Source organism: Kitasatospora sp. NPDC001095, from assembly GCF_053598615.1.
The window spans coordinates 1-20,988 of the sequence record NZ_JBSFKQ010000073.1; the positions used below are offsets into that span (position 1 = coordinate 1).

The following is a 20,988-nucleotide window of genomic DNA, read 5'->3' on the forward strand; positions in this document are numbered from 1 at the left end:
GCGGCATCCGCACCGAGCACCGGCTGCGCCGCGAACGGGAGGACGCAGAGGCCGCAGACGCCTCCTGAGCCCGGCTGTCCGGGTGCGGCTGGTGCCAACGGCGGTTTCGAGTCCGGTGGTTCGTCCTGGACGGCGCCGAGCGGCGCGATCACCGCGGACAGCGGCCAGAGCGCGCACTCCGGCAGCTCCTACGCCTGGCTCGACGGCTACGGCTCCAGCCACACCGACACCCTCTCGCAGTCCGTCACCCTCCCCGCCGGGTGCGGCACCGCGACGCTCGGGTTCTGGCTGCACGTCGACACCGCCGAGACCACCGGCAGCACCGCCTACGACAAGCTCACCGTCAAGCTCGGCTCCACCACGCTGGCGACCTACTCCAACCTGGACGCCCGCAGCGGGTACGTGCACAAGACCCTCGACGTCTCCGCCTTCGCGGGCCGGAGCGCGACGCTCTCCTTCACCGGCGTCGAGGACGCCGGCCTGCAGACCAGCTTCGTGCTGGACGACGTCACCCTGGACGCCTCCGGCGGCGGCACCCCGCCCCAGCCCGGCGACCCGACCCGCACCCCGGTCTCACCGGCGTACACCGTCGCGCTCACCAGCGACGCCTCCGGCGGCAGTTGGACCGGGCACGAGAGCGTGAGCTTCAGCAACGCCTCGTCCTCGCCGCTGACCGAGGTGTACCTGCGGCTGTGGGACAACGCCCACGGCAGCTGCCCCAGCACCCCGATCACGGTGACCAACGTGACCGGCGGCACGCCCTCCCCGCTCACGGTGAACTGCACCGCGCTCAAGGTCACCCTGCCGGCCCCGCTCGCGCAGGGCCAGAGCGGCACCGTCGGCTTCGACCTCGGCATCTCCGTGCCGAGCGGCGCGGACCGCTTCGGCCACGACGGCGCGTACAACTTCCTCGGCAACGCCCTGCCCGTCCTGGCGATACGGGACGCGGCCGGCTGGCACCTCGACCCCTACACCAACAACGGCGAGTCCTTCTATTCGGTGGCCTCGGACTTCACCGTCACCCTGGACCACCCGACCGGCCTGCTGGTGCCCGCGACCGGCACCTCGGTGGACACCCCCGGCGCGGCCGGACGGACCGTCACCAAGGCGACCGCGAGCAAGGTCCGCGACTTCGCCTGGGGCGCCGGACCGTTCACCAGGATCTCCGGCACCTCCGCGGCCGGGGTGAAGGTCAACGTCTACTCGGTGGCGGGGATCAGCTCCTCCGACTCCGCGTCGATGCTCTCCACCGCGACCTCGGCGGTCGACGCCCACGCCCAGCGCTTCGGCGCCTACCCGTACGGCGAACTGGACGCGGTGATCGACAACAACTTCTGGTTCGGCGGCATGGAGTACCCGGGCTTCGTCCTCGACCTGGTCAGCACCACGGCGCTCACCCACGAGATCGGCCACCAGTGGTGGTACGGCATCGTGGGCGACGACGAGTACAACGGCCCCTGGCTGGACGAGGCCTTCACCGACTACGCCACCGACCTCGCCCTCGGCAAGACCGGCAACAACTGCTGGAACAGCGTCTCCTGGGCCTCCTCGGCGGAGCGGATCACCAACTCGATGGCGTACTGGGACGCCAACTCCTCCCGCTACTCCACGGTCGTCTACGGCTACGGCAAGTGCGCCCTGCACGACCTGCGCCGGACGATCGGCGACACCGCGATGACCACGCTGCTGCGGAACTACGCGCAGACGCACTGGTACGGCGTCTCCACCACCGCGGAGTTCAAGGCCGCGGCCCAGGCCGCCACCACCGTGGACCTGACCTCCTTCTGGAGCCAGCACCGCATCGACGGCTGAGCGGCCCCCCACCCCGGCGGCGCCCCCGGTCCCGGCCGGGGGCGCCGCCCCCTGACGCTCCCTCGGCGCCCCTTGACGCCACCCGGCCCTCGGAGGACGCTGTACGCATACGACATAAGCGTGTGCCGTATGCGGACAGTCGAAAGCACACGACCCAGAGTCGCGAGCTCCCGGCGCGGACCCGACCGCTGGAGCGATCATGTCGACCAACCACTACGTGGCGCTGCCCGACAGCTCCCGCGTTCCGCTCGACGGAGCGCGGGCCATCGGACCGGCCCACCCCCAGACACCCCTGACCGTCACCGTCTACCTGCGCCGCGACCCCGCCGCGCAGCCGCGGCCGGACGTCTACGAGCTGGCGCTCCAGGCGCCGACCCGGCGCGTCCTGCCCACCGACGACCAGTACGCCGCCACCCACCGGTGGCTGGACACCGACCTCAAGGCGGTCGAGGCCTTCGCCGCCGAGCACGGCCTCAAGGTCGAGAACCCGAACCCGTTGGCCCGCAGCGTCCAGCTGACCGGCACCACCAGGGACGTCTCGGACGCCTTCCGGGTGACCCTGGCCCGCTACCGCTACCAGGACGCCAAGGGCAATCCCCGCACCTACCGTGGCCGAGTGGGCCAGATCTTCGTCCCCGCGGAGCTGGACGGCATCGTCAGCCACGTCTTCGGCCTGGACGACCGGCCGATCGGCAGCCGCCTGCTGATCCGCCGGCCCGCCGACGCCGCCCCGGTGGCGCACACCGCCGCGACGCTCCGGCCGGGAGCCTTCCTCCCGCCGCAGCTCCAGGCGCCGTACGCCTACCCGGCCGGCACCGACGGGAGCGGGCAGTGCATCGCCGTCCTCGCCTTCAACGGCGAGACGCCGCCCGGCATCCCGTCCGGCGGCTACTCGCTGGACGCGCTGAGGAACTACTTCGTCAACGTCCTCCACCAGGACATGCCGGACATCACCAACGTGGTGATCCCGGGCGTCGGCACCCCCGGCAACGACCCGGGGCAGGACTCCGACTTCGAGACGGCCGACAGCAGCGGCGAGATCATGCTCGATTTGGCGGTCGTCGGCGCCCTCGCCCCCAAGGCGAAGATCGTCGTCTACTTCACCACGTTCACCGAACAGGGCTGGGTCGACGTGATCACCCGGATCGTCAACGACACCGACAACCGGCCCTCGGTGATCACCAACAGCTACGGCAACGCCGAGGCCACGCCGGGCAGTCGGTGGACGGTCGGGGCGATGAAGCGGGCGGACGCCGCCTTCGCCGGCGCGGCCGAGAAGAACATCAGCGTCTGCTGCGCCTCGGGTGACGACGGCTCCCGCGACCAGGCCTCCGACGAGCGCGCCCACGCCGACTTCCCCGCCTCCAGCCCGCACGTGCTCGGCGTCGGCGGCACCCGCCTGGTGGTCCGCCAGGGGCAGGTCGTCAGCGAGGTCTGCTGGGACGACGGCCCGGGCAGCCGGACGGGCGGCGGCATCAGTGCGGTCTTCCCGGTGCCCGCGTTCCAGTCCGGCGTCGACGTGCCGCCGTCGGCCGACCCGCCGCACGCGCGCGGGCGCGGTGTGCCCGACGTGTCCGCGCTGGCCGACCCGCAGACCGGTGTGGTCGTCCCGAGCGTCGACGGCGTGCACTTCAACCAGATCGGCGGCACCAGCGCCTCCGCCCCGATGTGGGCCGCGCTGCTCGCCCGGATCAACCAGGGCCTGCCCGGCTCCGCCCAGGTCGGCTTCCTCGACCCGCTGCTGTACACGAAGTTCGCGACGGGCGTCCTGCGGGACATCACCCAGGGCAGCAACGGCGCGTACGCCTCCGGGCCCGACTGGGACGCGTGCACCGGCCTCGGCAGCCCCGGCGGCCAGGGGCTGCTGGACGGACTCAAGGCGCTCTGACGCCGGACCTCCCATGGCGCCGGACCCCCGGCTCCGGACCCCCGACTTCGGACCCCCGACTTCGGACGCACCCCGGCTCCGGACACCGCCATCCGACGGACCCCCGCCTCGGCGACGGGGGTCCGACGGTCGGTGGATCAGCCCAGGGCGAGGGCGCGGAGGCGGTCGGCCGCGCCGTTGAAGTAGTTCTGGTCACCGGGGAAGGTGCCGGCGTCGGCGAACTGCCAGAAGGTCTGGTAGCCCCAGCCGTTCGGCAGGGTGCCGACGGAGGAGGCGTAGCGGGCTATCCAGAGCGGGTTGGTGGTGCCGAAGCCGCCGTCGTTGCCGGTGCACTGGGTCCACCAGTTGGTGGTGGTGTAGATGGTGGGGTAGCGGCCGGTGCGGGAGTGCACGGTGTTGCTGAAGTCGCGGATCCAGTTGACCATGGCGCTCTGGCTGAGGCCGTAGCAGGTGGCGCCGTAGGGGTTGTACTCGATGTCCAGCGCGGGCGGCAGGGTCTTGCCGTCGGCGGACCAGCCGCCGCCGTGGCTGACGAAGTAGTTGGCCTGGGTGGCGCCGGAGGAGGCGTTCGGCAGCGCGAAGTGGTAGGCGCCGCGGATCAGGCCGGCGTTGTACGAGCCGTTGTACTGCTGGGCGAAGGAGGGGTTGGTGTAGCCGGTGCCCTCGGTCGCCTTGACGTAGGCGAACTTGGCGCCGTTGGCGGCCACCGACGACCAGTTGACGTTGCCCTGGTAGCTGGAGACGTCCAGACCGGGGGTCTGGGTGGCGGCGAGGGAGGCGAACGGCGCGGCGGCGCCGCGGCCCTCGCGGGCGGCGACGGTGGAGCCGGCGAAGTCCTGCTCGGGGTGGAAGCCGGGGCGGCCTTCGGCCACGGGGGCGACAGGGGCGGGTTCGGCCGCGTACGCGGGGACGGCCACACCGGCGACCAGGGCGGTCGCGGCGGCGAGGGCGGCCAGCGCGGGCAGGCGGCGGGCCGGTCTGTCGGTGCCGGTGGGGCGGGCGGAGCGGGAAGAGCGGGGCATGAGCACTCCTCTGGTCCGAGCGTGGGAAGGTCGAAATGACCCGGTATGGCCGGGGCCTGACCGGCCGTACCGCAGAGTAGCCATGTACCTGGCGCCACCACCAGGCATCTTTTTTCACATAGTGAACGCATGTCAGATGTGTCCGCGCCCCATGACCGGCAACCGGCGTTGCCGGTCATGCCCGTTTCCGGCGGCCCGGAACGCGCGCGGAGGCGGTGTCGGAGGCGGTGTCGGAGACGGTGTCGGGTGCGGTGGGCCGGGCCGACGGCGGGAGGCCCCCGGGGTCCTGGGGCGCGGCCGCCGCTGTGCGACGATGCCCGCGGGCCGGCCACCACGGGCGGCCCCGCACGCGAGGAGAGGACCCGCCATGCCCGAGACCGCCGCCGACTCCGCCCGTCCCGCCGGGGAGCCCGCGTTCCGGCCCGCCACGCCCGCCGACGTCCCGGCGCTGGTCGCGCTGGTCGAGTCCGCCTACCGGGGCGAGGCCAGCCGGGCCGGCTGGACCACCGAGGCCGACCTGCTGGACGGCCGGCGCACCAACCCGGAGGCCGTCACCGAGGCCCTGAGCCACCCCGACGGGCTGGTGCTGCTGGCCGAGCTGGACGGCGAGCCGGTGGCCTGCTGCCAGCTGGAACGGCGTGGCGGGCTGGCCTACTTCGGCATGTTCTCGGTGCGTCCCGGGCTCCAGGGCGGCGGCATCGGACGGGCCGTGCTGGCCGAGGCGGAGCGGCTGGCCGCCGAGGAGTGGGGCGTCGGCGTGATGGAGATGACGGTGATCGAGCAGCGCGCCGACCTGATCGCCTGGTACGAGCGGCGCGGCTTCCGGCGCACCGGCGAGTTCAGCCCGTTCCCGTACGGCGACGAGCGCTTCGGCATCCCCCGGCGGCCGGACCTCCGGTTCGCCCACCTCGTCAAGGAGTTGAAGACCGGGGCGTGAGTGGATGGATGTCCGTGTACGGAAGTTGGCGGCTGCGGCGGTGGTGAACCGGTGGCCGCGAAGGGAGTTGGCGACGGTCGGATGCGGCTCCCCCTCGGGGGAGGGTTCGGTTCCGCCGGAGTGGGTTTCCGCAGGTGACGTACCGTCAAGTCGGTGAACTGGGGCGATGCGGGGATGTCATACCTCGTTCATTATTGGTCTAGGCCAATGTGAGAGGCTGGGCGCGAACGGCCACGTTCCGCCCGCTGCCCAGGGGGGCCATTTCCGCATGCCCGCACTCCATGGCACCGCCATGCCCGCACCCGACGCCGGTCCGCGCCGGACACCCGCGGACCCCGACGCCAACCGACTGCCCGGCCCGCCCGACGACGAGGAGCTCTACTGGTACTTCGGCCCGCAGCGCCGCTGGGTGCTGCTCTGCGCCACCCTCTCCTACGCGGGAGCCACCGCCACGCTCGGCCTGTTCGCCCTCAGCAGGCCGCTGCTCTGGCCGTTCCTGGCGCTCACCCTGCTCAACGCGGCCACCTGGCTGCTCTCGCTCGCCGACGGCCAGCGCGCCCGGCGCTTCACCCGCGACTCGCACGACCTGCTGCTCCGCGCCTGGAACCCCGCCCGCGCCCCGAGCGTGGACCTGCTGCTGCCGACCGCCGGTGAGCCCCTGGCCGTCCTGGACAACGCCTACCGGCACACCGCGGCCGTCCGGTGGCCAGGCGAACTGACCGTCCTGGTCCTCGACGACGCCGACCGACCCGAGGTCCGCGAACTCGCCGAGTCCTACGGCTTCCAGTACCGCGCCCGCCCCGACCGGGGCCGGTTCAAGAAGGCAGGCAACCTCAACCACGGCCTCGCCGAGGGCGCCGGCGAGATCGTCGCCGTCCTGGACGCCGACTTCTGCCCCCGCCCCGACTTCCTGCACCACCTGGTGCCCTACCTCGACAACCCCGGGGTCGGCATCGTGCAGAGCCCGCAGTGCTTCGACACGGACGCCGACATGTCCTGGCTCGAACGCGCCGCGGGAGCCACCCAGGAGATCTTCTACCGCTGGATCCAGCCCTCCCGGGACGCGCAGGACGGCACCGTCTGCTGCGGCACCAACGCCCTCTACCGCCGCGCCGCACTCGAGCGGATCGGCGGCTTCGCCGAGATCGACCACAGCGAGGACCTCTACACCGGCCTCGCCCTCGCCCGCGCCGGATGGGCCACCCGCTACGTCCCCGCGCTGGTCGCCAAGGGCATGTCGCCCACCGGCCTGCCCGCCTTCATCAGCCAGCAGTACCGCTGGTGCCTCGGCTCCCTGGCCCTGGTCCGCGACCCGGACTTCCGCCGGGGGCCGCTCTCCCGATCCGCCCGGCTCTGCTTCTGGAACGGCATCCTCGGCTACGTCACCAGCGCGGTGAACGTCTTCGCCGTGCCGCTGCCCGCCCTGATCATGCTGTTCTTCCGGCCCGAGGAGATCCGGCCCTGGCAGGTGCTGCCGTTCCTGCCGCCGATCTGGGTCGCCCTGGTGCTGCTGCCCGCGATGTCCCGCACCCGCTGGCGCTTCGAGGTCACCCGGGTCCAACTCCTCGGCGGGCTCTGCCACGTGGTCGCCATCGCGCACGCGCTGCGCCGCCGCTCCGCCGACTGGGTGCCCACCGGTGCCGTGTCCGGCGGCAGTTCGCTCGCCCGCGCCGTCGCCCGGATCGGGGTCGGCTGGCTCGGGCTCGTCGTCCTCGCCGGCGCCGCCGGACTGGTCTGGGCCGCGCTGCTGTACGGCTGGCGGCCGTACTGGGCGCTCGCCGGACTGCTCGCGCTCACCGCGTACACCATGGTCCCGCTGATCCGGGAGCTGTGGCCGCTGCTGAACGGGACCGGCGGCAAGGGTGCGTCCGTCGGGGAGGTCGCCGCACCCGCACCGGGCCGCTCCGACCTCCGGTTCGGACGGGCCGAGGCCGTCGCCGTCACCGCCGTGCTGCTGCTGTGCGGGTTGCTGGCCTCCGGCTGGGCCGACCCGCTGATCTTCTGACGCGACGTCAGAATCGCCGTACCGCTCGATCGTTGCGTTTCCTTGCGCGTCGCCCCACCGGCGCGGACACCGCCCGGCCGCCCCATCGGCCCGGCGGCCCGACAACCGCTGCCAGCCCTGCAAGGAGCACCGCCGTGTCAACGGCCGTACCGCCTTCGTCGTCCTCCGCCGCCTCCACCGTCTCGTCCTCGGCGGCGTCCGCCGCCTCCGCCCCACCCGCCGACCTGGTGCCCGGCCCCGTCCGGGCCGACAGGGCACCCGCCGTCCCGCGGCGCGCCCCCGTCGCCGGGAGCGGACCGCACCGCCGGCGCACCGCCTTCCGCCCCGACATCGAAGGGCTGCGCGGCGTCGCCGTGCTCTCCGTCCTCGCCTTCCACTCCGCCGTCCCCGGCCTGACCGGCGGCTTCGTCGGCGTCGACGTCTTCTTCGTCATCTCCGGCTTCCTGATCACCGGCCTGCTCATCGGCCGCCCGCTCGGCCTGTGGGACTTCGCCGCCCGCCGCGCCCGGCGCATCCTGCCTGCCGCCGCCACCGTGCTGGTCGCCACCGCCGTCGCCGGCGGCGCCCTGCTCGACCCGCTGCGCGGCACCGACCTCGCCCGCGACCTGATCGCCTCCGCCGGCCAGTTCGCCAACTGGCGCTTCGTCGGCCTGCAGACCGACTACCTGGCCGCCGAACGCGACCCCAGCCCGCTGCAGCACTTCTGGTCGCTGGGCGTGGAGAACCAGTTCTACCTGCTCTGGGGCGTCGTGCTGCTCGGCCTCGCCCGCCGCCTGCACGGGCGCCGCCGCGCCCTGGCGACCACCCTCACCACGGTGGCCGTCGGCGCCGCCTCGCTGGCGCTCTGCCTGCGCTGGACGGACAGCTCCGCGCCGCTCGCCTACTTCTCCACCGGCAGCCGGCTCTGGGAGTTCGCGGCCGGAGCCTGCGCGGCGCTGGCGGGCCCGGCGCTGGCCGCCCGCACCGAGCGGCGTCCGGTGCGGTGGTCGACGCGGTGGTCGCTGCGGACGCTCGGGTGGCTGGGCCTCGCGGCCGTGCTCGCGCCGGTGGTCCTGTACGACCGCGACACCCCGTTTCCCGGCACCGCCGCGCTGCTGCCCGTCCTCGGCACCGCCGCCGTCCTGCTCGCGGGGCACGGCGCCCCCGGCACCCTCCGTACGGCCGACGCCGGACGGCTGCTCGCCACCCGCCCGCTGCGGGCCGTCGGACGCCTCTCCTACGCCTGGTACCTGTGGCACTGGCCGGTGCTGACCATCGCGCAGGCCCGGTACGGCTCGCTGCCCTGGACCACCCTGCTCGCCCTCACCGCCGCCGCCGCGCTGCCCGCCTGGCTCACCCTGCGCCTGGTCGAGCAGCCGCTGCGGTACGGCAGCAGCCCGGCACCCCGGCGCGGGCTCGCGGTCGGCGCCAGCGCCCTGGTCATCCCGCTGATCGCCGCGCTCACCCTCGGCGGCGGCACCGTGCGCGCGCTCGGCGACCCCTCCTCCGGGCCCGTGGCGGCCCCCGCCGGAGCCACCGACGGCCCGCTGCTGCTCGCCCCCGGCACCCGGGTGCTCGCCCTGACACCCCCGCTGGCCCGGGCCCGGGAGGACTTCCCGCCCGGCAAGGGCTGCGAGATCCCGCTCGACGCCGACAGCAGCCCGCGCTGCCTCTTCGGCGCCGTGGACAGCCCCGACCGGATCGTGCTGCTCGGCGACTCCCACGCCGGGCAGTGGATCTCCGCCGGCCTCGCCCTGGCCGAGCAGCGGCACTGGGCCCTGGAGGTCCTGGTCAAGCCCGGCTGCCCGCTGGCCACCCTCACCGTGCGCAACAACGTGCTCGGCCGCACCTTCGAGGAGTGCGACCGCTGGCGCGAGAACACCCTCACCCGACTCGCCTCCGGACCCAGGCCGCGCCTCGTCCTGATGGCCGGCCTCAACCGCTACGGCACCCAGGCCGAGCGCACCGAGGGCTGGACCCGCACCCTGGACCGGCTCACCGCGCTCGGCGCCCCGCTCGCCTACCTCGGCGACACCCCGATGCCCGGCAAGGACGTCCCCACCTGCCTGGCCGCCTCCGACGGGCGCTCGGACGCCTGCTTCTTCCCGCGCGACACCGCCTTCGAGCCCGACCCGGTGCTGGACGGCGGCCTCGCGGACCGGTACGGGGTGCGGACCCTCGACCTCGGCCCGCTGCTCTGCCCCGGCACCGGGCCCTCCTGCCCGGCCGTGCTGGAGGGCGTGGTGCTGTACCGGGACACCGGGCACATCACCGACACTCTGGCGCGGGTGCTGGCACCCCGGCTGGACAGGGGGCTGCTGGGGGCGGCCGGGACCCCGGTCGCTACGACCGGTCAGGCCGCTCCGGCCGGTCCGATCGCTTCGACTGGTCAGGCCGCTCCGGCCGCTCCGACCGGTCAGGCCGCGTCCGTGGCCCCGGGGCCGCCGTCGGCCCAGCCGTGGACTCAGCCGTAGATGCTGCGGCAGAGCCGGGCCGAGTCCGACCCGACCGGCCAGTGGCCCGCCCGCTCGGCCTGATCGCAGATGGTGCCCCGACCGCCGCCCGAACCCGCCCCGGCACTCGCCGGGGCGGCAGTGCCCGACGGGCCATGGGCCGGAGCCGACGCGTGCGGACTGTGCCCCGGCCGGGGATGCGCGCTCGCCGAGGCGTGCTGGGCGGCGGCCCCCGCACCGGCGCCCGCACCGGCCGCGGGCGCGGCCACGCTCGGCCCGTCCACCGGCACCGCCGTGCCCGGGGTGGGCGGCGGCGGCAGCGGGGACGGCGCCGGCGTGGCCGGGGAGGGGGAGACCGGCAGCAACTGCGCCGTCGGGTCCGCGGCGGAGGGCGAGGACTCCGGCAGCGCAGCCGCGCCGCTCTCGTCCCCCGGCCCCGGCCCGCACATCACCAGGACGGAGGCCAGCACGGCTCCCGTCCCGACCATCGCGGCCGTCCAGGCCTTGCGCGACAGACGCCTCGGCGGCTCGGGGGTGGACCACGGCGGTAGCGGATTCGTCGGGACCGGTGGCGGCTGCCAAGCGTTCTGCGGCCACTGCCACTGCCCTCCGGTGGGCTGCCCAGTCATGTGCTCGTCCTTCCAGCGGCCCCCCTCGAACGTTTCCGTGCTCAACGAGCGCACCGACGCCGGGATATGACCCGGAAGAGGGGTTTGGACGGGCGTTGATTGCCAGCGCGCCACATGCTGGGGGCATGGAGACCAACAGCACGTCCAAACCCCTGGTCGAGGTGGCCGAGCTCCGGGCCGACAACCGCTACCGCCTCGTCCGCTTCGAGGGCCACGGCTGGGAACCGCTCGAACGGGAAGAGTTCGAGCCGCGCGTCCACCAGCTCTTCCCCGACCTCGACCCACGCGACCCCCAGCGGGTCCACTGGGTCGACCACCCCTGGGAATGGCCCCGCTGGCACCCCGGCGAGGCCTGAACTCCGAGCGGGGGTTGCCGACCCCGCTACGCTGAGCGGGTGAGTGTGGATCACTTCTGGCGTCGCTTGCCGGGTCAGGCCGTGGACGCCTGCTCGCCGGAGGAGCTCGGCGAACTCGTGCCCCGCGACCGCGACGTCCGCTACGACCGGCTGGCCGCCGCGGGCCTCGCCCTCGGCGTGCGGCGCACCGCCGTCCTGATGGAACTCGCGCTCACCGAGAACGGTCTGCACCCCGACCCGGCCGCCCGGCTGCCCGTCTACGGCGGCCGATGTCACCGGCCGAACGGGGCGCTGCCCGGCGGGGCACCGCGGGGCGGCGCCATGCCGGTGCTGCGCCCCGAACAGGTCGCGACGGCCGCCGCCTTCCTGCGCGGCTCGGCGCTCGGCGAACTCGTCCGCCAGCAGGACAGCGTGCTCGCCCGTACGGTCGCGCACCTCGGCTACCCGACGCCCTGGTCCGAGGCCTGGGCGGCGCTCGTCGTCCACGACCTGCGCGAGCTGCGGGACTTCTTCGCCGGCGCGGCCGCCGCCGGCGACGCGGTGGCCGTCCGGGAGGCGCAGTGAACGGGCCGGAGCGGGCGGACCAGCCGGCCGGGACGCGGGGATACGGCGAGGCGGCGGAGCAACTCGCCGTCCAGTACGAGGGCGTGACCTTCGCCGAGGTGCACCGCGACCTGCACCACCTGTACCCGGCCCCACCCCGCTCCGTTCTCGACATCGGCGCCGGCACCGGCCGGGACGCCGCCGCCCTCGCTGCCCTCGGCCACCGGGTGGTCGCTGCCGAGCCCACCCCCGAACTCCGTGCCGTCGGCGAGCGGTTGCACGCCGGCTCCGGTGTCCGCTGGGTCGCCGACGCGCTGCCCGAACTGCCGCTGCTCGTCGCCGAGGGCCGGCGCTACGACCTCGTCCTGCTCACCGCCGTCTGGATGCACCTCGCCCCCGCCGAGCGTCCGCCCGCGATGGCCGCCCTCAGCCGCCTCCTCGCCCCCGCCGGCCGTCTCGCCCTCACCCTGCGCCACGGCCCCGTCCCGCCCGGCCGCCGGATGTTCGACCTCCCGCCCGAGCCCACCGTCGCCCTCGCCGCCGACCACGGCCTGCGCCTCCTCCACCGCGCTGCTCGCCCGGACCTGCACGGCCGGGAGGGGGTCCACTGGACGGCGCTGCTCTTCGAGCGGGAGGGGTAGCCGCCCAGCCGCGGCGCGGGCGGACGGTCTCGATCGACAGTGGCGGGCAGACGCCCTCTCCTCCTCCTCGGTGAGATCGGCCAACTCCTCGGGCGGCCCGGCCCGGCACCGTCCCGTACGGCCGGCAGGTACGCCCTGGCCTGCGGGGGGTGCCTCTATGCCCTTCGTCAAGGTTGCGTCGGTCGGACGGGCACGGGGCCCGGAGATCAGGAGCCCCGTTTCAGGGCCACGAAGAAGGCAACGGGGCTGCGCCGGGGCGGTAGGCCACCGGGCGATCGCCCTCACCCCGATCGCTGTCCTGGTCCCGATCTGGCGAAGCGCTGGCTGTCGAGCGCTTGTCCGGGACGGATCACGGTGCGCTGACCGCCACTCAGAACCGCGCGTCGCTTTCCAAGGGGCCGTGATCCACCAGGCCACAGATCTTTGATCGGTATGCAAAACGTGCCGCAATTCCACCTGGCTGGCCCCATGGCGTCACACCTTGGGCATGTCCGGAATGCCAGCCATGGGAGCTCTCATTACGTTCATCGCAGATCGGGCGCCTGGTCGGCGTCCGCGCGACAGAGAGAAGTGACATGTTCACGCGCACACTGACTTTGACCGCTGCCGGAATAGGCACGACGGTCCTTGCAGCCACCGGCATCACCTACGCCTCGTCCCCCGTATCCAATCCCGCGCCCCCGCCCGTCCAGCCGGCGGCCCAGCCGGCGGCTCCGCCTGCGGCCCAGCCTGTCCAACAAGCCGCCCCGGCCGCGGCCGCCCCTGGTGGCGGCAACGCAGGCGGAGAGAAGGCGGCCGCCCCTGGTGGCGGCAACGCAGGCGGAGAGAAGGCGGCCGCCCCTGGTGGCGGCAACGCAGGCGGAGAGAAGAACGACAACCGCGGACACGAGGGCGGCGAAAACGGCGAACGCGGGCACGAGGGTGGCGAACGCGGCCGCGAGGGCGGTGGCGAACGCGGCCGCGAGGGGGGCGGCGAACGCGGCCGCGAGGGGGGCGGCGAACGCGGACACGAAGGTGGCGGACGCGGCCACGAGGGGGGCGGCGGACGCGGACACGAAGGTGGCGGACGCGGCCACGAGGGGGGCGGCGGACGCGGACACGAAGGCGGCGGACGCGGCCACCGCCACGAGGAGGGAAGGATCTTCTTCAACGAACGAACGTTCTCCGCCCACACCGAGGGCTGCATCACCACGGCCAGCGGCCTGGGTGCCACCAGTTTCAACGTTTTCAACGACAGCTGGAAGACCATCGAGGTCTTCCGCGGCTTCAACTGCGACCACGGGGGTCCGGTCGCCATCGTGGGCCCCCACAGCTCCACCAACGGCGTGGCGGCCCGCCACTTCGACGAGGACGAGTCCCATTTCGGTGGCGCCTTCGATTGCGAGGGCGTCGTGGGCAGCTTCCGGGTGATCGGCCACCGCGGGGAGTGGTGACAGCACCGTCCGGAGCACGGGAGCGATCCCGGCCCGCCGGAAGCGGGCGCGACACGGCTCCGAGCCCGCCGCCCACGTGCATCAGCACCTGCTGTCGGCGTACAGGTGAAGGTGGCTCTGGCAAGGTTTTCGTAGGCAGAGATCATCCCGGAGCGGCGGTCTGCTGGTTCGCCAGTGGGCAACCTCTGACTGTGTCATGGTGAACTGACAGCGCTGTTACCGCACCTGGCCGATGTGCTGGTTGTCTCGGTCGAGGTCTTCGGTGCTGTCGTGGTGATCCGCGCCCGCACCCGGTCCGGTGGTCCGGCGGCGTGTACGGGCTGGAGCGTTGAGCGAGTGGGGCCAGCGCCGCTACGTGCGGCTGCTGGCCGACGCCACGGTCGGCGGTCGGCCGGTTCAGATCGACCTGACTGTACGACGTCTGTACTGCGAACACCTGGCCTGTCCGAAGGTGGCCTTCGCCGACCGGGTACCTGGACTGACGGTGCGGTACCAGCGACGGACCTGCTGCTGCAGCACCTGGTCGAGGCGGTCGGCGTCGTGTCGGCGGTCGGCGTCGTGTCGGTGGGCCGGGGCGGGGCCCGGATGCTGCGCGTCCTCGACATCGTGCTCTCGCGGTGCGCCCGCGCTTGCATCCCGCAGTCTCAGCCGCGGGACCTGCTTCCGCAGGTGGCTCATCGCGGCCACGATCCCGGCGGAGTGAATCAGTGCGCGAACCCTGCCGCGCACCACCACCGGCCGCCGCCTCGCCCTCGACGGCATCGGCGTGCCCGCGGTCTCCGGCTCGCTCGCCCTGGCCCTCGTCCCGCTCGTCCTCGGCCGGGAGGCCGGCCGGCCGCTGTGGGCCTGGGCGATGCTCGCCGCCGCCGTCCCCGCCTTCATGGCCTTCTTCGCCGGCTTCGTCTTCGTCATCAGCCTCACCGTGCAGACCGGCTTCGGCTACAGCCCGCTGTACTCCGGCCTGGTCCTCACCCTCACGGCTCTCCTCGCCGTAGTGGGGATCGTCGGTGACTGTGCCGCCGGCCAGGGCCTCGAAGTCCCGGCCGGTCGGGGCATGAAACTGCTGCGGCTGAGTGACAAGGGTGCGGCTTCCCGAGAATGTTCACGGTGTGACGAGTCGAGCCCTCTTAACTTCTTCTGATACTCGACTGTATTGCCCGGCCGGCGGTTGCCCGCGTCCGTCACCGCTGGAGGTCATCTGATGATTCTTCGACCCTGGGTTGCAGCGTCCCTGGCCGGTGTGGCCATCGCTCTTGCTCCTGCGCCTGCAGGCGTCGCCGCGCAGGCGTCCACACTGCACGCGCCCGACTCCTCATGGTCCTGGGAAGAGGACGGGGAAGGGGCAGGAGAAGGGAACGGGGAGGGGTACCGCCATCACTACAGTCCCTGGCGCCACTGCTTCAGCGCCCGCCGCGTCGTGCTCATCGACCCCACCCTCAGGGCGATTCTGACCAATAGCCGGCGTGGGCCGGAGGCTCTCGTTCTCCAGGGGAGTCCGTCGTCTTCGTCCTCGTCGCCGGAGGCACCGTGGGACAATTTTTCCGTTTCAACGTATTTGAACGTAAATTATCCCGCCCAGACCAGCGGCCAGTATGAGTTTCAGATCCGTGGCTTCTTCAGGGAACACCCGGTCTTCGTGGTGAAGGCCTTCGACCGCCACGAGCAGGTCTTCCCCTTCGCAGCCGCCCGCTGCGTCGACGACTTCTACGACGACGACCACGGGCACCACGACGACGGTGACCGCGATGACCACGCCCGTCCGCACGATGGTGTGGCTGCCGAGGGGGGTGGCCCGTCCGGTGCCCCGTCGCCCCCGGGAGGGGACCATGGGACCAACGGCCAGCCCGCGCCGGATGCTCCCGCCCCCGGCGGCACCAGCCAGGCTCCTCCGCCCGATGGCGCGGCCGGCGGTGGGAGCGTTGGCCGCCTGGGTGCGAAGCGCATCGGGATCGCGGCCGGCGGCTTGCTGGTGGTTCTGGGAGCGCTGACTGCGGCCTGGCTCAACCGCCGCCGCCGGCAGCGTGTCACTCGGCCGGAACAGGGACCGGCAGCACCTTCGACCCCTGACGGCACATCGGATCAGGAGCCCGATGTGCCGCCGACCCAGCCGTAGCGACACCGAACGGCCGCCCTCCCGGCGGAACCGGTCAGGAGGGACTGCTGCTTGCGGAGGGTTCCGACGTGGCCGAGGAACTCGGGCGGGGGTCGTGGGGGCAGATCAAGTTGGGGCTCTTGATTCCGAAGCTCAGTCCCCACTCCCGGTCACAGCCGCCCCAGTATTTTCCCACCCAAACGCAGTAGGGGCCGCCGTAGCTTTGACAGGGGCGCACTGATTCCTGCGGGCCCGGATTCGTGGAGAGTGGCCAGGACGATTCGGCCCTGCTCAGCGACGTGCCGGAGGATCCGACCATGCGGACCCGCGTGTCATCGGAACCGTGGGACGTCCGGTTCATGAGGAACAGGGGCAGGCCGAAGGCCGAGACGGAAGCCGCCACCGATGCGGCAGCGAGAGCGCAGCGGGTCAGGCGCATGACTGTTCCTCCTGGCTTCGTGGTCTGTGGCAGGTGCGGACGAACTCTGCGCACGAGTGCCGCCGCCGTGAGCGCCGGAGTTGAACGTATGGTCTGGAAAACCCCCCGGCAGCCAGCGAACCGCCAATCAGGCGGCCTTGCCCCGGTTCTTCACTCGAAGGGTCTCCTCCCCGCCCGGAGATCGACCGGGACGGCTCGGCCGCACCCGACGAGCCGATCACCCGAGGGCGTGCTCCTCGACCCCGTCGGACACCAACGCGCGCCCTCCTGCGGGGTGTCGGGCCGGCGCTGGCTCGACGGGTTCGACGGCTGGCGCTTCGGCGATGCCCACGCCGCGGCAAGGGGATTTCGGGTGGTGCGCGGAGGAGGCCCCGATTGTCCGTGATTCGGGTGACGCCGAAGGAGGGCGACACCGGCCGGGGGTCGTCGGCACGATGGTTGGACCGACGGGGGGAGCCCGCGGTCGGAGAACGCCGGGGATGGCCTCCGTTCGCTGCCCGTCAGGTGCTTGCCCGGCCCCGCCTGTGCGGGGCCGGGCCTCAGCCGTGTCATCGCCGCCCAGCTTGCGAAACTGACGGCAAGTCATCTTTGAAGGTGGGAGCGTCACGCGAGGGGAGGGGCCGCTCGGCGAGGGTGGCGGTGTCGGCGCCCTCGCTGGCCGGGCCGGTGAGCAGCGCCTGGACCTCCTGGCCGGCCTGGGTGAGCGCGGTGGCCACCAACTGGTCCTTGCCGCCGGGGAAGTGGCGCTCGCCGCGCGTGGCGCCGGTGGCGGCCACGATCCGGTTGAGTCCGGTGCCGGAGTAGCCCTGCGCCTCGATCGGTTCCCTGGGCCCGGCGTCAGTCGAGCCCTGCTCGCCTCGCCCTTGACTCCCACGCGGCGATGGTGGGCCGGTCTGCATTTTCCTGTTCGACGGGCCCGGCGGGTGCCGCCGATCGGACCTCCGCCCTTTGTCAGCAGCGGAGTTGGGGCGGGTAGCCGGTCCAGTGCAGCTCCTCCGGGAGGTGGCCCTGGTCGTTGAGGAGCAGCACGGCGGGCGGTCGACCGGGCGTGTAGCGCAGGACGGTCAGTGCCGCGTTGGCGGCGTTGACGCCGAGCCAGCGCCAGGCCGGGGCGTCCAGGGCGTGCCGGACCAGCCAGCCGACCAGGAAGGCGTGGGTGACGACCAGTTGGTGGCTCTCCTCGCCGCCCGGCACCGGCCCGGTGAACCGCTCGACGGCCCGCCGGGCCAGCAGGGCGCCCTCCTCCCGTTCCTCCGCCGTGGTGGCCGAGAGGCGGTTCAGCACGAACTCGGCGCTGTCCTCGGGGAGTTCCTCCCGCTCGGGAACGTGCGGCAGGAAGTCGCCGGCCTCCTCGCACTGCCGCGGCCGCACGCCGGCCAGCTGTTCCGCGACCAGCCGCGCGGTCTCCGCCGCCCGGGGCAGCGGGCCGTGGTGCAGCACCGAGATCGGGCGGCCGGCCAGCCGTCGGCCCAACAGGGCGGCCTGCCGTCGCCCGGCGGCGGTGAGGCCGCTGCCGTCGCCTTCGGAGGCGGCCTCACCGTGGCGGGCCAGGTAGAGGTAGCGGGTGGCAAGGTCGGTCATGTTCGGGGACTCCTCGTGGTGGACGAAGATCGACTTTCCCCGGGGCGACGCGCGGCGGGCGGCGCCCGGTTCCGCCCAAGCCCGTGAGCCGGTCAGCCGGTCAGCCTGTGAGCCCGTCCGCCCGAGCCCGTAAGCCCTCAGCCCGCGTGGGCCTCGTCCAGCAGCGCCAGCTCCTGCGCCGACAGCCGCAGCGCCCCGGCGGCGATGTTGTCCTCCAGGTGCGCCACGTCCCCGGTGCCCGGGATGGCCAGCACGTGCGGGCCGCGGTGCAGCGTCCAGGCCAGCCGTACCTGTGCGGTGCTCACCCCGCGGGCCTCGGCCACCGCCAGGACCTGGGCGGGCTCGGTCCCGCCGGCGCCGTCCTGCCGTCCGGCTCCGGCGATCGCGTAGAAGGGGACGAAGGCGATGCCCTGCTCCCCGCAGATCCGCAGCAGTTCGTCCTGCTCCGAGGTGGCGCCGATGCCGTACGGGTTCTGCACGCAGACCACCGGCGCGATGGTCTGTGCCTCGGCGAGCTGGTGCGGGTGGACGTTGGAGAGGCCGAGTTGCCGGATCAGTCCGGCCTGGCGCAACTCGGCCAGTGCGCCGAAGCGTTCGGCGACCGAGTCGGTGCCGAGGATCCGCAGGTTCACCAGGTCGAGGTGGTCGCGGCCGAGCTGGCGCAGGTTCTGCTCGACCTGGGCGCGCAGCCGCTCGGGGGTGCGGGCGTGCTCGACCCACTCGCCGTCGAGGCCGCGGCCGGGGCCGACCTTGGTGGCGATCACCAGGTCGTCGGAGTACGGCGCGAGCGCCCGGTTGATCAGCTCGTTGGCGGAGCGCAGCCGGGAGAAGTAGAAGGCGGCCGTGTCGATGTGGTCGATGCCCAGCTCGACGGCGCGGCGCAGCACCCGCAGTGCCTGCTCGCGGTCGCGCGGGACGGCGTGCGGGACGAGCGCCGGGCCGGTCTGCGGCAGGCGCATTGCGCCGAAGCCGATCCGGTGGACGGTGCGGTCGCCGAGCTTCCAGGTGCCGGAGGCGGCGGCGGTGACAGGGGCGGTGCCGGCGGTGGCGGGGGCGGTGGCGGGGGTGTGCACGACGGCGTTCGAAGTCATGCCCATGATGATCTCCACTGCACTAGCCTGACCGCCAACGATTCGAACATGTGTGAATCCACAGGGGTGGGGCGGTGGCGGCCGAGCTGCTGTTCACGGTGGGCGACCTGGCGCGGATGCGCTTCGCGGTCTCGCCGATGTGGGAGGTCGGGCCGAGCCTGCGGCTGCTGCGCTCGGGGCTCGCCCACCCCGTCCACCGGCCCTGGACGGAGCAGGTGCGACCCCGGCTGGCGGCGCTCGGCCCGGCGTACGCCCTGCTCGCCGAGCTCGTCCGGCCCGCCGGGTACGTGCCGGACTTCCTCAACCTGGCCCCGCCGGGCCCGCCCCCACGCTGGCCGACGAACTGGCCGAGATCCGGGCCACCCCGGCCGAGCGGGTCCGCCGCGACCTCGAGGTGCTCTATGCCCGGACGGCCTCGGCGGGGGCGCTGCTGGCGCCGCCGGCACCGCTGGGGGAGGGGTGATCGGGGTGCTCCTCCCGCCCGGTCGGAACGTGGTCTGGTCGGTGTCGGGCGCCGCCGGTTAGGCTGCCCGGCGTGGTGGAGGAGAACGCGGCGCGGGACGCCCAGCCGGCGGACGACCGGGTCGTGGCGGAGTGGATCCGCGAGCGTTTCGGCGTGGTGCCGGAGTCGCGGGGCTCGCTGACCGGCTTCGACGGTCGCCTCGTCGTCGACCTGGACACCCGCCTCGTCACCGTGGACGGCCGCGAGGCGCGGCTGAACCGCTCCGACGTCAAACTGCTGTGCGGCCTGATCGAGTTGGGCGAGGGCGTGCACGAGCCGGAGGCGATCATGTGGAAGGTCTACGGCACGCCGTTCCACACCCACGAGCTGAGGTACCTGACGGCGGTGCTGAGGGTGAAGCTCGGCGAGCCCTCCTGGATCGTGCGGACCGAGGAGGGCTACGGCCTGCTGCCCCCGGAACGGCAATAGCCCGCCCGCAGCGCCGGGCCGCCCGGAGCCGCATACTGACGGCATGACGGGTGGAGACGGCGGCCGGGGCCCGGGGCGACGCGGGATCCTGCAGGCGGGCGCGGCGGCGCTGGTGCTGGGCACGGCGGGGTGTACGGGAGGCACCAGGCCGCAGCCGACGGCCACGAGTCCGGCCACGAGCCCGGCCGGGACTCCCACCGAACGGCCCACCGAGACGCCGACACCGACACCCACACCCACCCCGCTGCCCCAGCCGCCCCTCTGGCAGCCCGGTCCCGGCGAGATCCAGCCCGACGTCAAGCGCCGCGCCGTCGAACTGGTCGCCGCGCTCGGCGCCTGGCCGCCCGGCGGGCAGGGCGTGGAGGCGGCCCGCGCCCGGGTGGCGGCGCTCGGCCTGCCGCCCGCGCTGGCCGACCACGCGGGCCCGCTGGCCCCGGCGGCGACCGAGGCCAGCCTGGAGGTGATCGTCGCCCAGTACGGCGGGATCCTCGACGACTCGGCGAGCGTGCTGGTGGTGTGTCGTCAGTGGCGGCGCGGCCCGGACGGTTCGGTGGTCGAGGGCGGCACCACGGTGGACGTCCGGCTCGGCCGGGCCGAGCCGCGCTGGACCGTCACCGACCTGCGTCCGGGGGACGCCGGGCCGGCCGCCGCCGCGCCGCCGCCCGCGGTGGCCCGGGTGCTGGCCGAACCCCGGATCGAGCTGCCGCCGGAGGCCGCCGCCGACCTGCGCAGCGGCACCGTCCACGACAGCGTGCTGGAGGCGATGCTGCGATTGGCCGGCCCGTACACGCTCTCGGTGAGCGTGGTGCGGACCGGCCACCCGTTGGACGTCTTCGGGACGACCCGGCCCAGCGACCATCCGCTGGGCCGGGCCTTCGACGTCTGGCGGATCGACGGGCTGGCCGTGGTCGCCCCGGGGACGTCCCGGCAGTTGATCGCGTCCTTCATGCGGGACGCGGCCGCCGCCGGCTCGTACAACGTGGGCGGTCCGGTGGCGCTCCCGGGCGCCGGGAACCAGTTCTTCACCGACGACACCCACCACGACCACTGCCACGTGGGGTTCGACCACTGAGGCCCTGCGGCCCGTCGAACGCACCGTCATTCGACGGCCGCGCCCGATCGGGCTCCTCCCGGAGGATCCGGTCCATGCCCGCGG

Annotated in this window: 18 protein-coding genes; 12 read left to right on the forward strand and 6 right to left on the reverse strand. The window is 73.6% G+C overall.

From position 1 onward, the window contains the following. Both ACWDBB_RS34090 and ACWDBB_RS34095 read left to right on the forward strand, forming a co-directional pair. Nucleotides 1-1,812: M1 family aminopeptidase (locus ACWDBB_RS34090; protein ID WP_449793284.1), on the forward strand; the 1,812-nt coding region annotated here is incomplete at its 5' end. A 199-nt stretch (nucleotides 1,813-2,011) separates the two neighbouring features. After that, nucleotides 2,012-3,700 (forward strand): S53 family peptidase, encoded by a 1,689-nt coding sequence (locus tag ACWDBB_RS34095; RefSeq protein ID WP_449793285.1) that lies wholly within the window; start codon nucleotides 2,012-2,014, stop codon nucleotides 3,698-3,700. A 137-nt stretch (nucleotides 3,701-3,837) separates the two neighbouring features. Here ACWDBB_RS34095 and ACWDBB_RS34100 read toward each other — a convergent pair whose 3' ends face one another. Beyond that, nucleotides 3,838-4,722 carry a lysozyme gene (locus ACWDBB_RS34100; protein ID WP_449793286.1) on the reverse strand — a complete coding sequence of 295 codons (885 nt, stop codon included), beginning with the start codon at nucleotides 4,720-4,722 and terminating at the stop codon, nucleotides 3,838-3,840. A gap of 367 nt (nucleotides 4,723-5,089) precedes the next feature. Here ACWDBB_RS34100 and ACWDBB_RS34105 point away from each other — a divergent pair, with 367 nt between their 5' ends. The 3 genes from ACWDBB_RS34105 to ACWDBB_RS34115 all read left to right on the forward strand — a co-directional run bounded on the left by ACWDBB_RS34105 (nucleotide 5,090) and on the right by ACWDBB_RS34115 (nucleotide 10,117). Beyond that, complete coding sequence (locus tag ACWDBB_RS34105) at nucleotides 5,090-5,659, forward strand: GNAT family N-acetyltransferase (RefSeq protein WP_449793287.1); 570 nt, start codon at nucleotides 5,090-5,092, stop codon at nucleotides 5,657-5,659. A gap of 268 nt (nucleotides 5,660-5,927) precedes the next feature. Beyond that, the gene (locus ACWDBB_RS34110; RefSeq protein ID WP_449793288.1) at nucleotides 5,928-7,664 is read left to right on the forward strand and encodes a glycosyltransferase family 2 protein; all 1,737 of its coding nucleotides are present in this window, start codon (nucleotides 5,928-5,930) and stop codon (nucleotides 7,662-7,664) included. 134 nt (nucleotides 7,665-7,798) lie between these two features. Then, entirely contained in the window at nucleotides 7,799-10,117 is a 2,319-nt protein-coding gene (locus ACWDBB_RS34115; RefSeq protein ID WP_449793289.1) for an acyltransferase family protein, read from the forward strand. Here ACWDBB_RS34115 and ACWDBB_RS34120 read toward each other — a convergent pair. Continuing rightward, complete coding sequence (locus ACWDBB_RS34120; RefSeq protein WP_449793290.1) at nucleotides 10,108-10,725, reverse strand: hypothetical protein; 618 nt, start codon at nucleotides 10,723-10,725, stop codon at nucleotides 10,108-10,110. The two genes, ACWDBB_RS34115 and ACWDBB_RS34120, sit on opposite strands and share 10 nt — an antisense overlap. Nucleotides 10,726-10,850: 125 nt before the next feature. On the opposite strand from ACWDBB_RS34120, the gene ACWDBB_RS34125 reads away from it, so the two are divergent. The 5 genes from ACWDBB_RS34125 to ACWDBB_RS34145 all read left to right on the forward strand — a co-directional run bounded on the left by ACWDBB_RS34125 (nucleotide 10,851) and on the right by ACWDBB_RS34145 (nucleotide 14,839). Then, nucleotides 10,851-11,081: a hypothetical protein gene (locus ACWDBB_RS34125; protein ID WP_402413853.1), complete on the forward strand. Its 231-nt coding sequence runs from the start codon at nucleotides 10,851-10,853 to the stop codon at nucleotides 11,079-11,081. 39 nt (nucleotides 11,082-11,120) lie between these two features. After that, nucleotides 11,121-11,645 carry a hypothetical protein gene (locus tag ACWDBB_RS34130; protein WP_449793291.1) on the forward strand — a complete coding sequence of 175 codons (525 nt, stop codon included), beginning with the start codon at nucleotides 11,121-11,123 and terminating at the stop codon, nucleotides 11,643-11,645. Further along, nucleotides 11,642-12,265, forward strand: coding sequence for a class I SAM-dependent methyltransferase (locus ACWDBB_RS34135; RefSeq protein ID WP_449793292.1), 624 nt, complete (start codon nucleotides 11,642-11,644; stop codon nucleotides 12,263-12,265). The genes ACWDBB_RS34130 and ACWDBB_RS34135 overlap by 4 nt, the downstream gene beginning before the upstream one ends. A gap of 575 nt (nucleotides 12,266-12,840) precedes the next feature. Beyond that, nucleotides 12,841-13,698, forward strand: a complete 858-nt coding sequence (locus ACWDBB_RS34140; RefSeq protein ID WP_449793293.1) for a hypothetical protein — start codon at nucleotides 12,841-12,843, stop codon at nucleotides 13,696-13,698. A gap of 766 nt (nucleotides 13,699-14,464) precedes the next feature. After that, on the forward strand, nucleotides 14,465-14,839 hold the full coding sequence (locus ACWDBB_RS34145) for a hypothetical protein (protein WP_449793294.1): 375 nt from the start codon (nucleotides 14,465-14,467) through the stop codon (nucleotides 14,837-14,839). 405 nt (nucleotides 14,840-15,244) lie between these two features. On the opposite strand, the gene ACWDBB_RS34150 is transcribed toward ACWDBB_RS34145, so the two are convergent. The 4 genes from ACWDBB_RS34150 to ACWDBB_RS34165 all read right to left on the reverse strand — a co-directional run bounded on the left by ACWDBB_RS34150 (nucleotide 15,245) and on the right by ACWDBB_RS34165 (nucleotide 18,901). Next, nucleotides 15,245-15,451, reverse strand: a complete 207-nt coding sequence (locus tag ACWDBB_RS34150; RefSeq protein ID WP_449793295.1) for a hypothetical protein — start codon at nucleotides 15,449-15,451, stop codon at nucleotides 15,245-15,247. Nucleotides 15,452-16,777: 1,326 nt separating this feature from the next. After that, nucleotides 16,778-17,005, reverse strand: coding sequence for a hypothetical protein (locus ACWDBB_RS34155; RefSeq protein WP_449793296.1), 228 nt, complete (start codon nucleotides 17,003-17,005; stop codon nucleotides 16,778-16,780). 175 nt (nucleotides 17,006-17,180) lie between these two features. Beyond that, nucleotides 17,181-17,810 (reverse strand): histidine phosphatase family protein, encoded by a 630-nt coding sequence (locus ACWDBB_RS34160; protein ID WP_449793297.1) that lies wholly within the window; start codon nucleotides 17,808-17,810, stop codon nucleotides 17,181-17,183. Nucleotides 17,811-17,947: 137 nt separating this feature from the next. Next, the gene (locus ACWDBB_RS34165; RefSeq protein WP_449793298.1) at nucleotides 17,948-18,901 is read right to left on the reverse strand and encodes an oxidoreductase; all 954 of its coding nucleotides are present in this window, start codon (nucleotides 18,899-18,901) and stop codon (nucleotides 17,948-17,950) included. Nucleotides 18,902-19,436: 535 nt separating this feature from the next. On the opposite strand from ACWDBB_RS34165, the gene ACWDBB_RS34170 reads away from it, so the two are divergent. Both ACWDBB_RS34170 and ACWDBB_RS34175 read left to right on the forward strand, forming a co-directional pair. Then, entirely contained in the window at nucleotides 19,437-19,832 is a 396-nt protein-coding gene (locus ACWDBB_RS34170; RefSeq protein WP_449793299.1) for a hypothetical protein, read from the forward strand. A gap of 43 nt (nucleotides 19,833-19,875) precedes the next feature. After that, complete coding sequence (locus tag ACWDBB_RS34175; protein ID WP_449793300.1) at nucleotides 19,876-20,904, forward strand: hypothetical protein; 1,029 nt, start codon at nucleotides 19,876-19,878, stop codon at nucleotides 20,902-20,904. Nucleotides 20,905-20,988 lie beyond the last annotated feature (84 nt).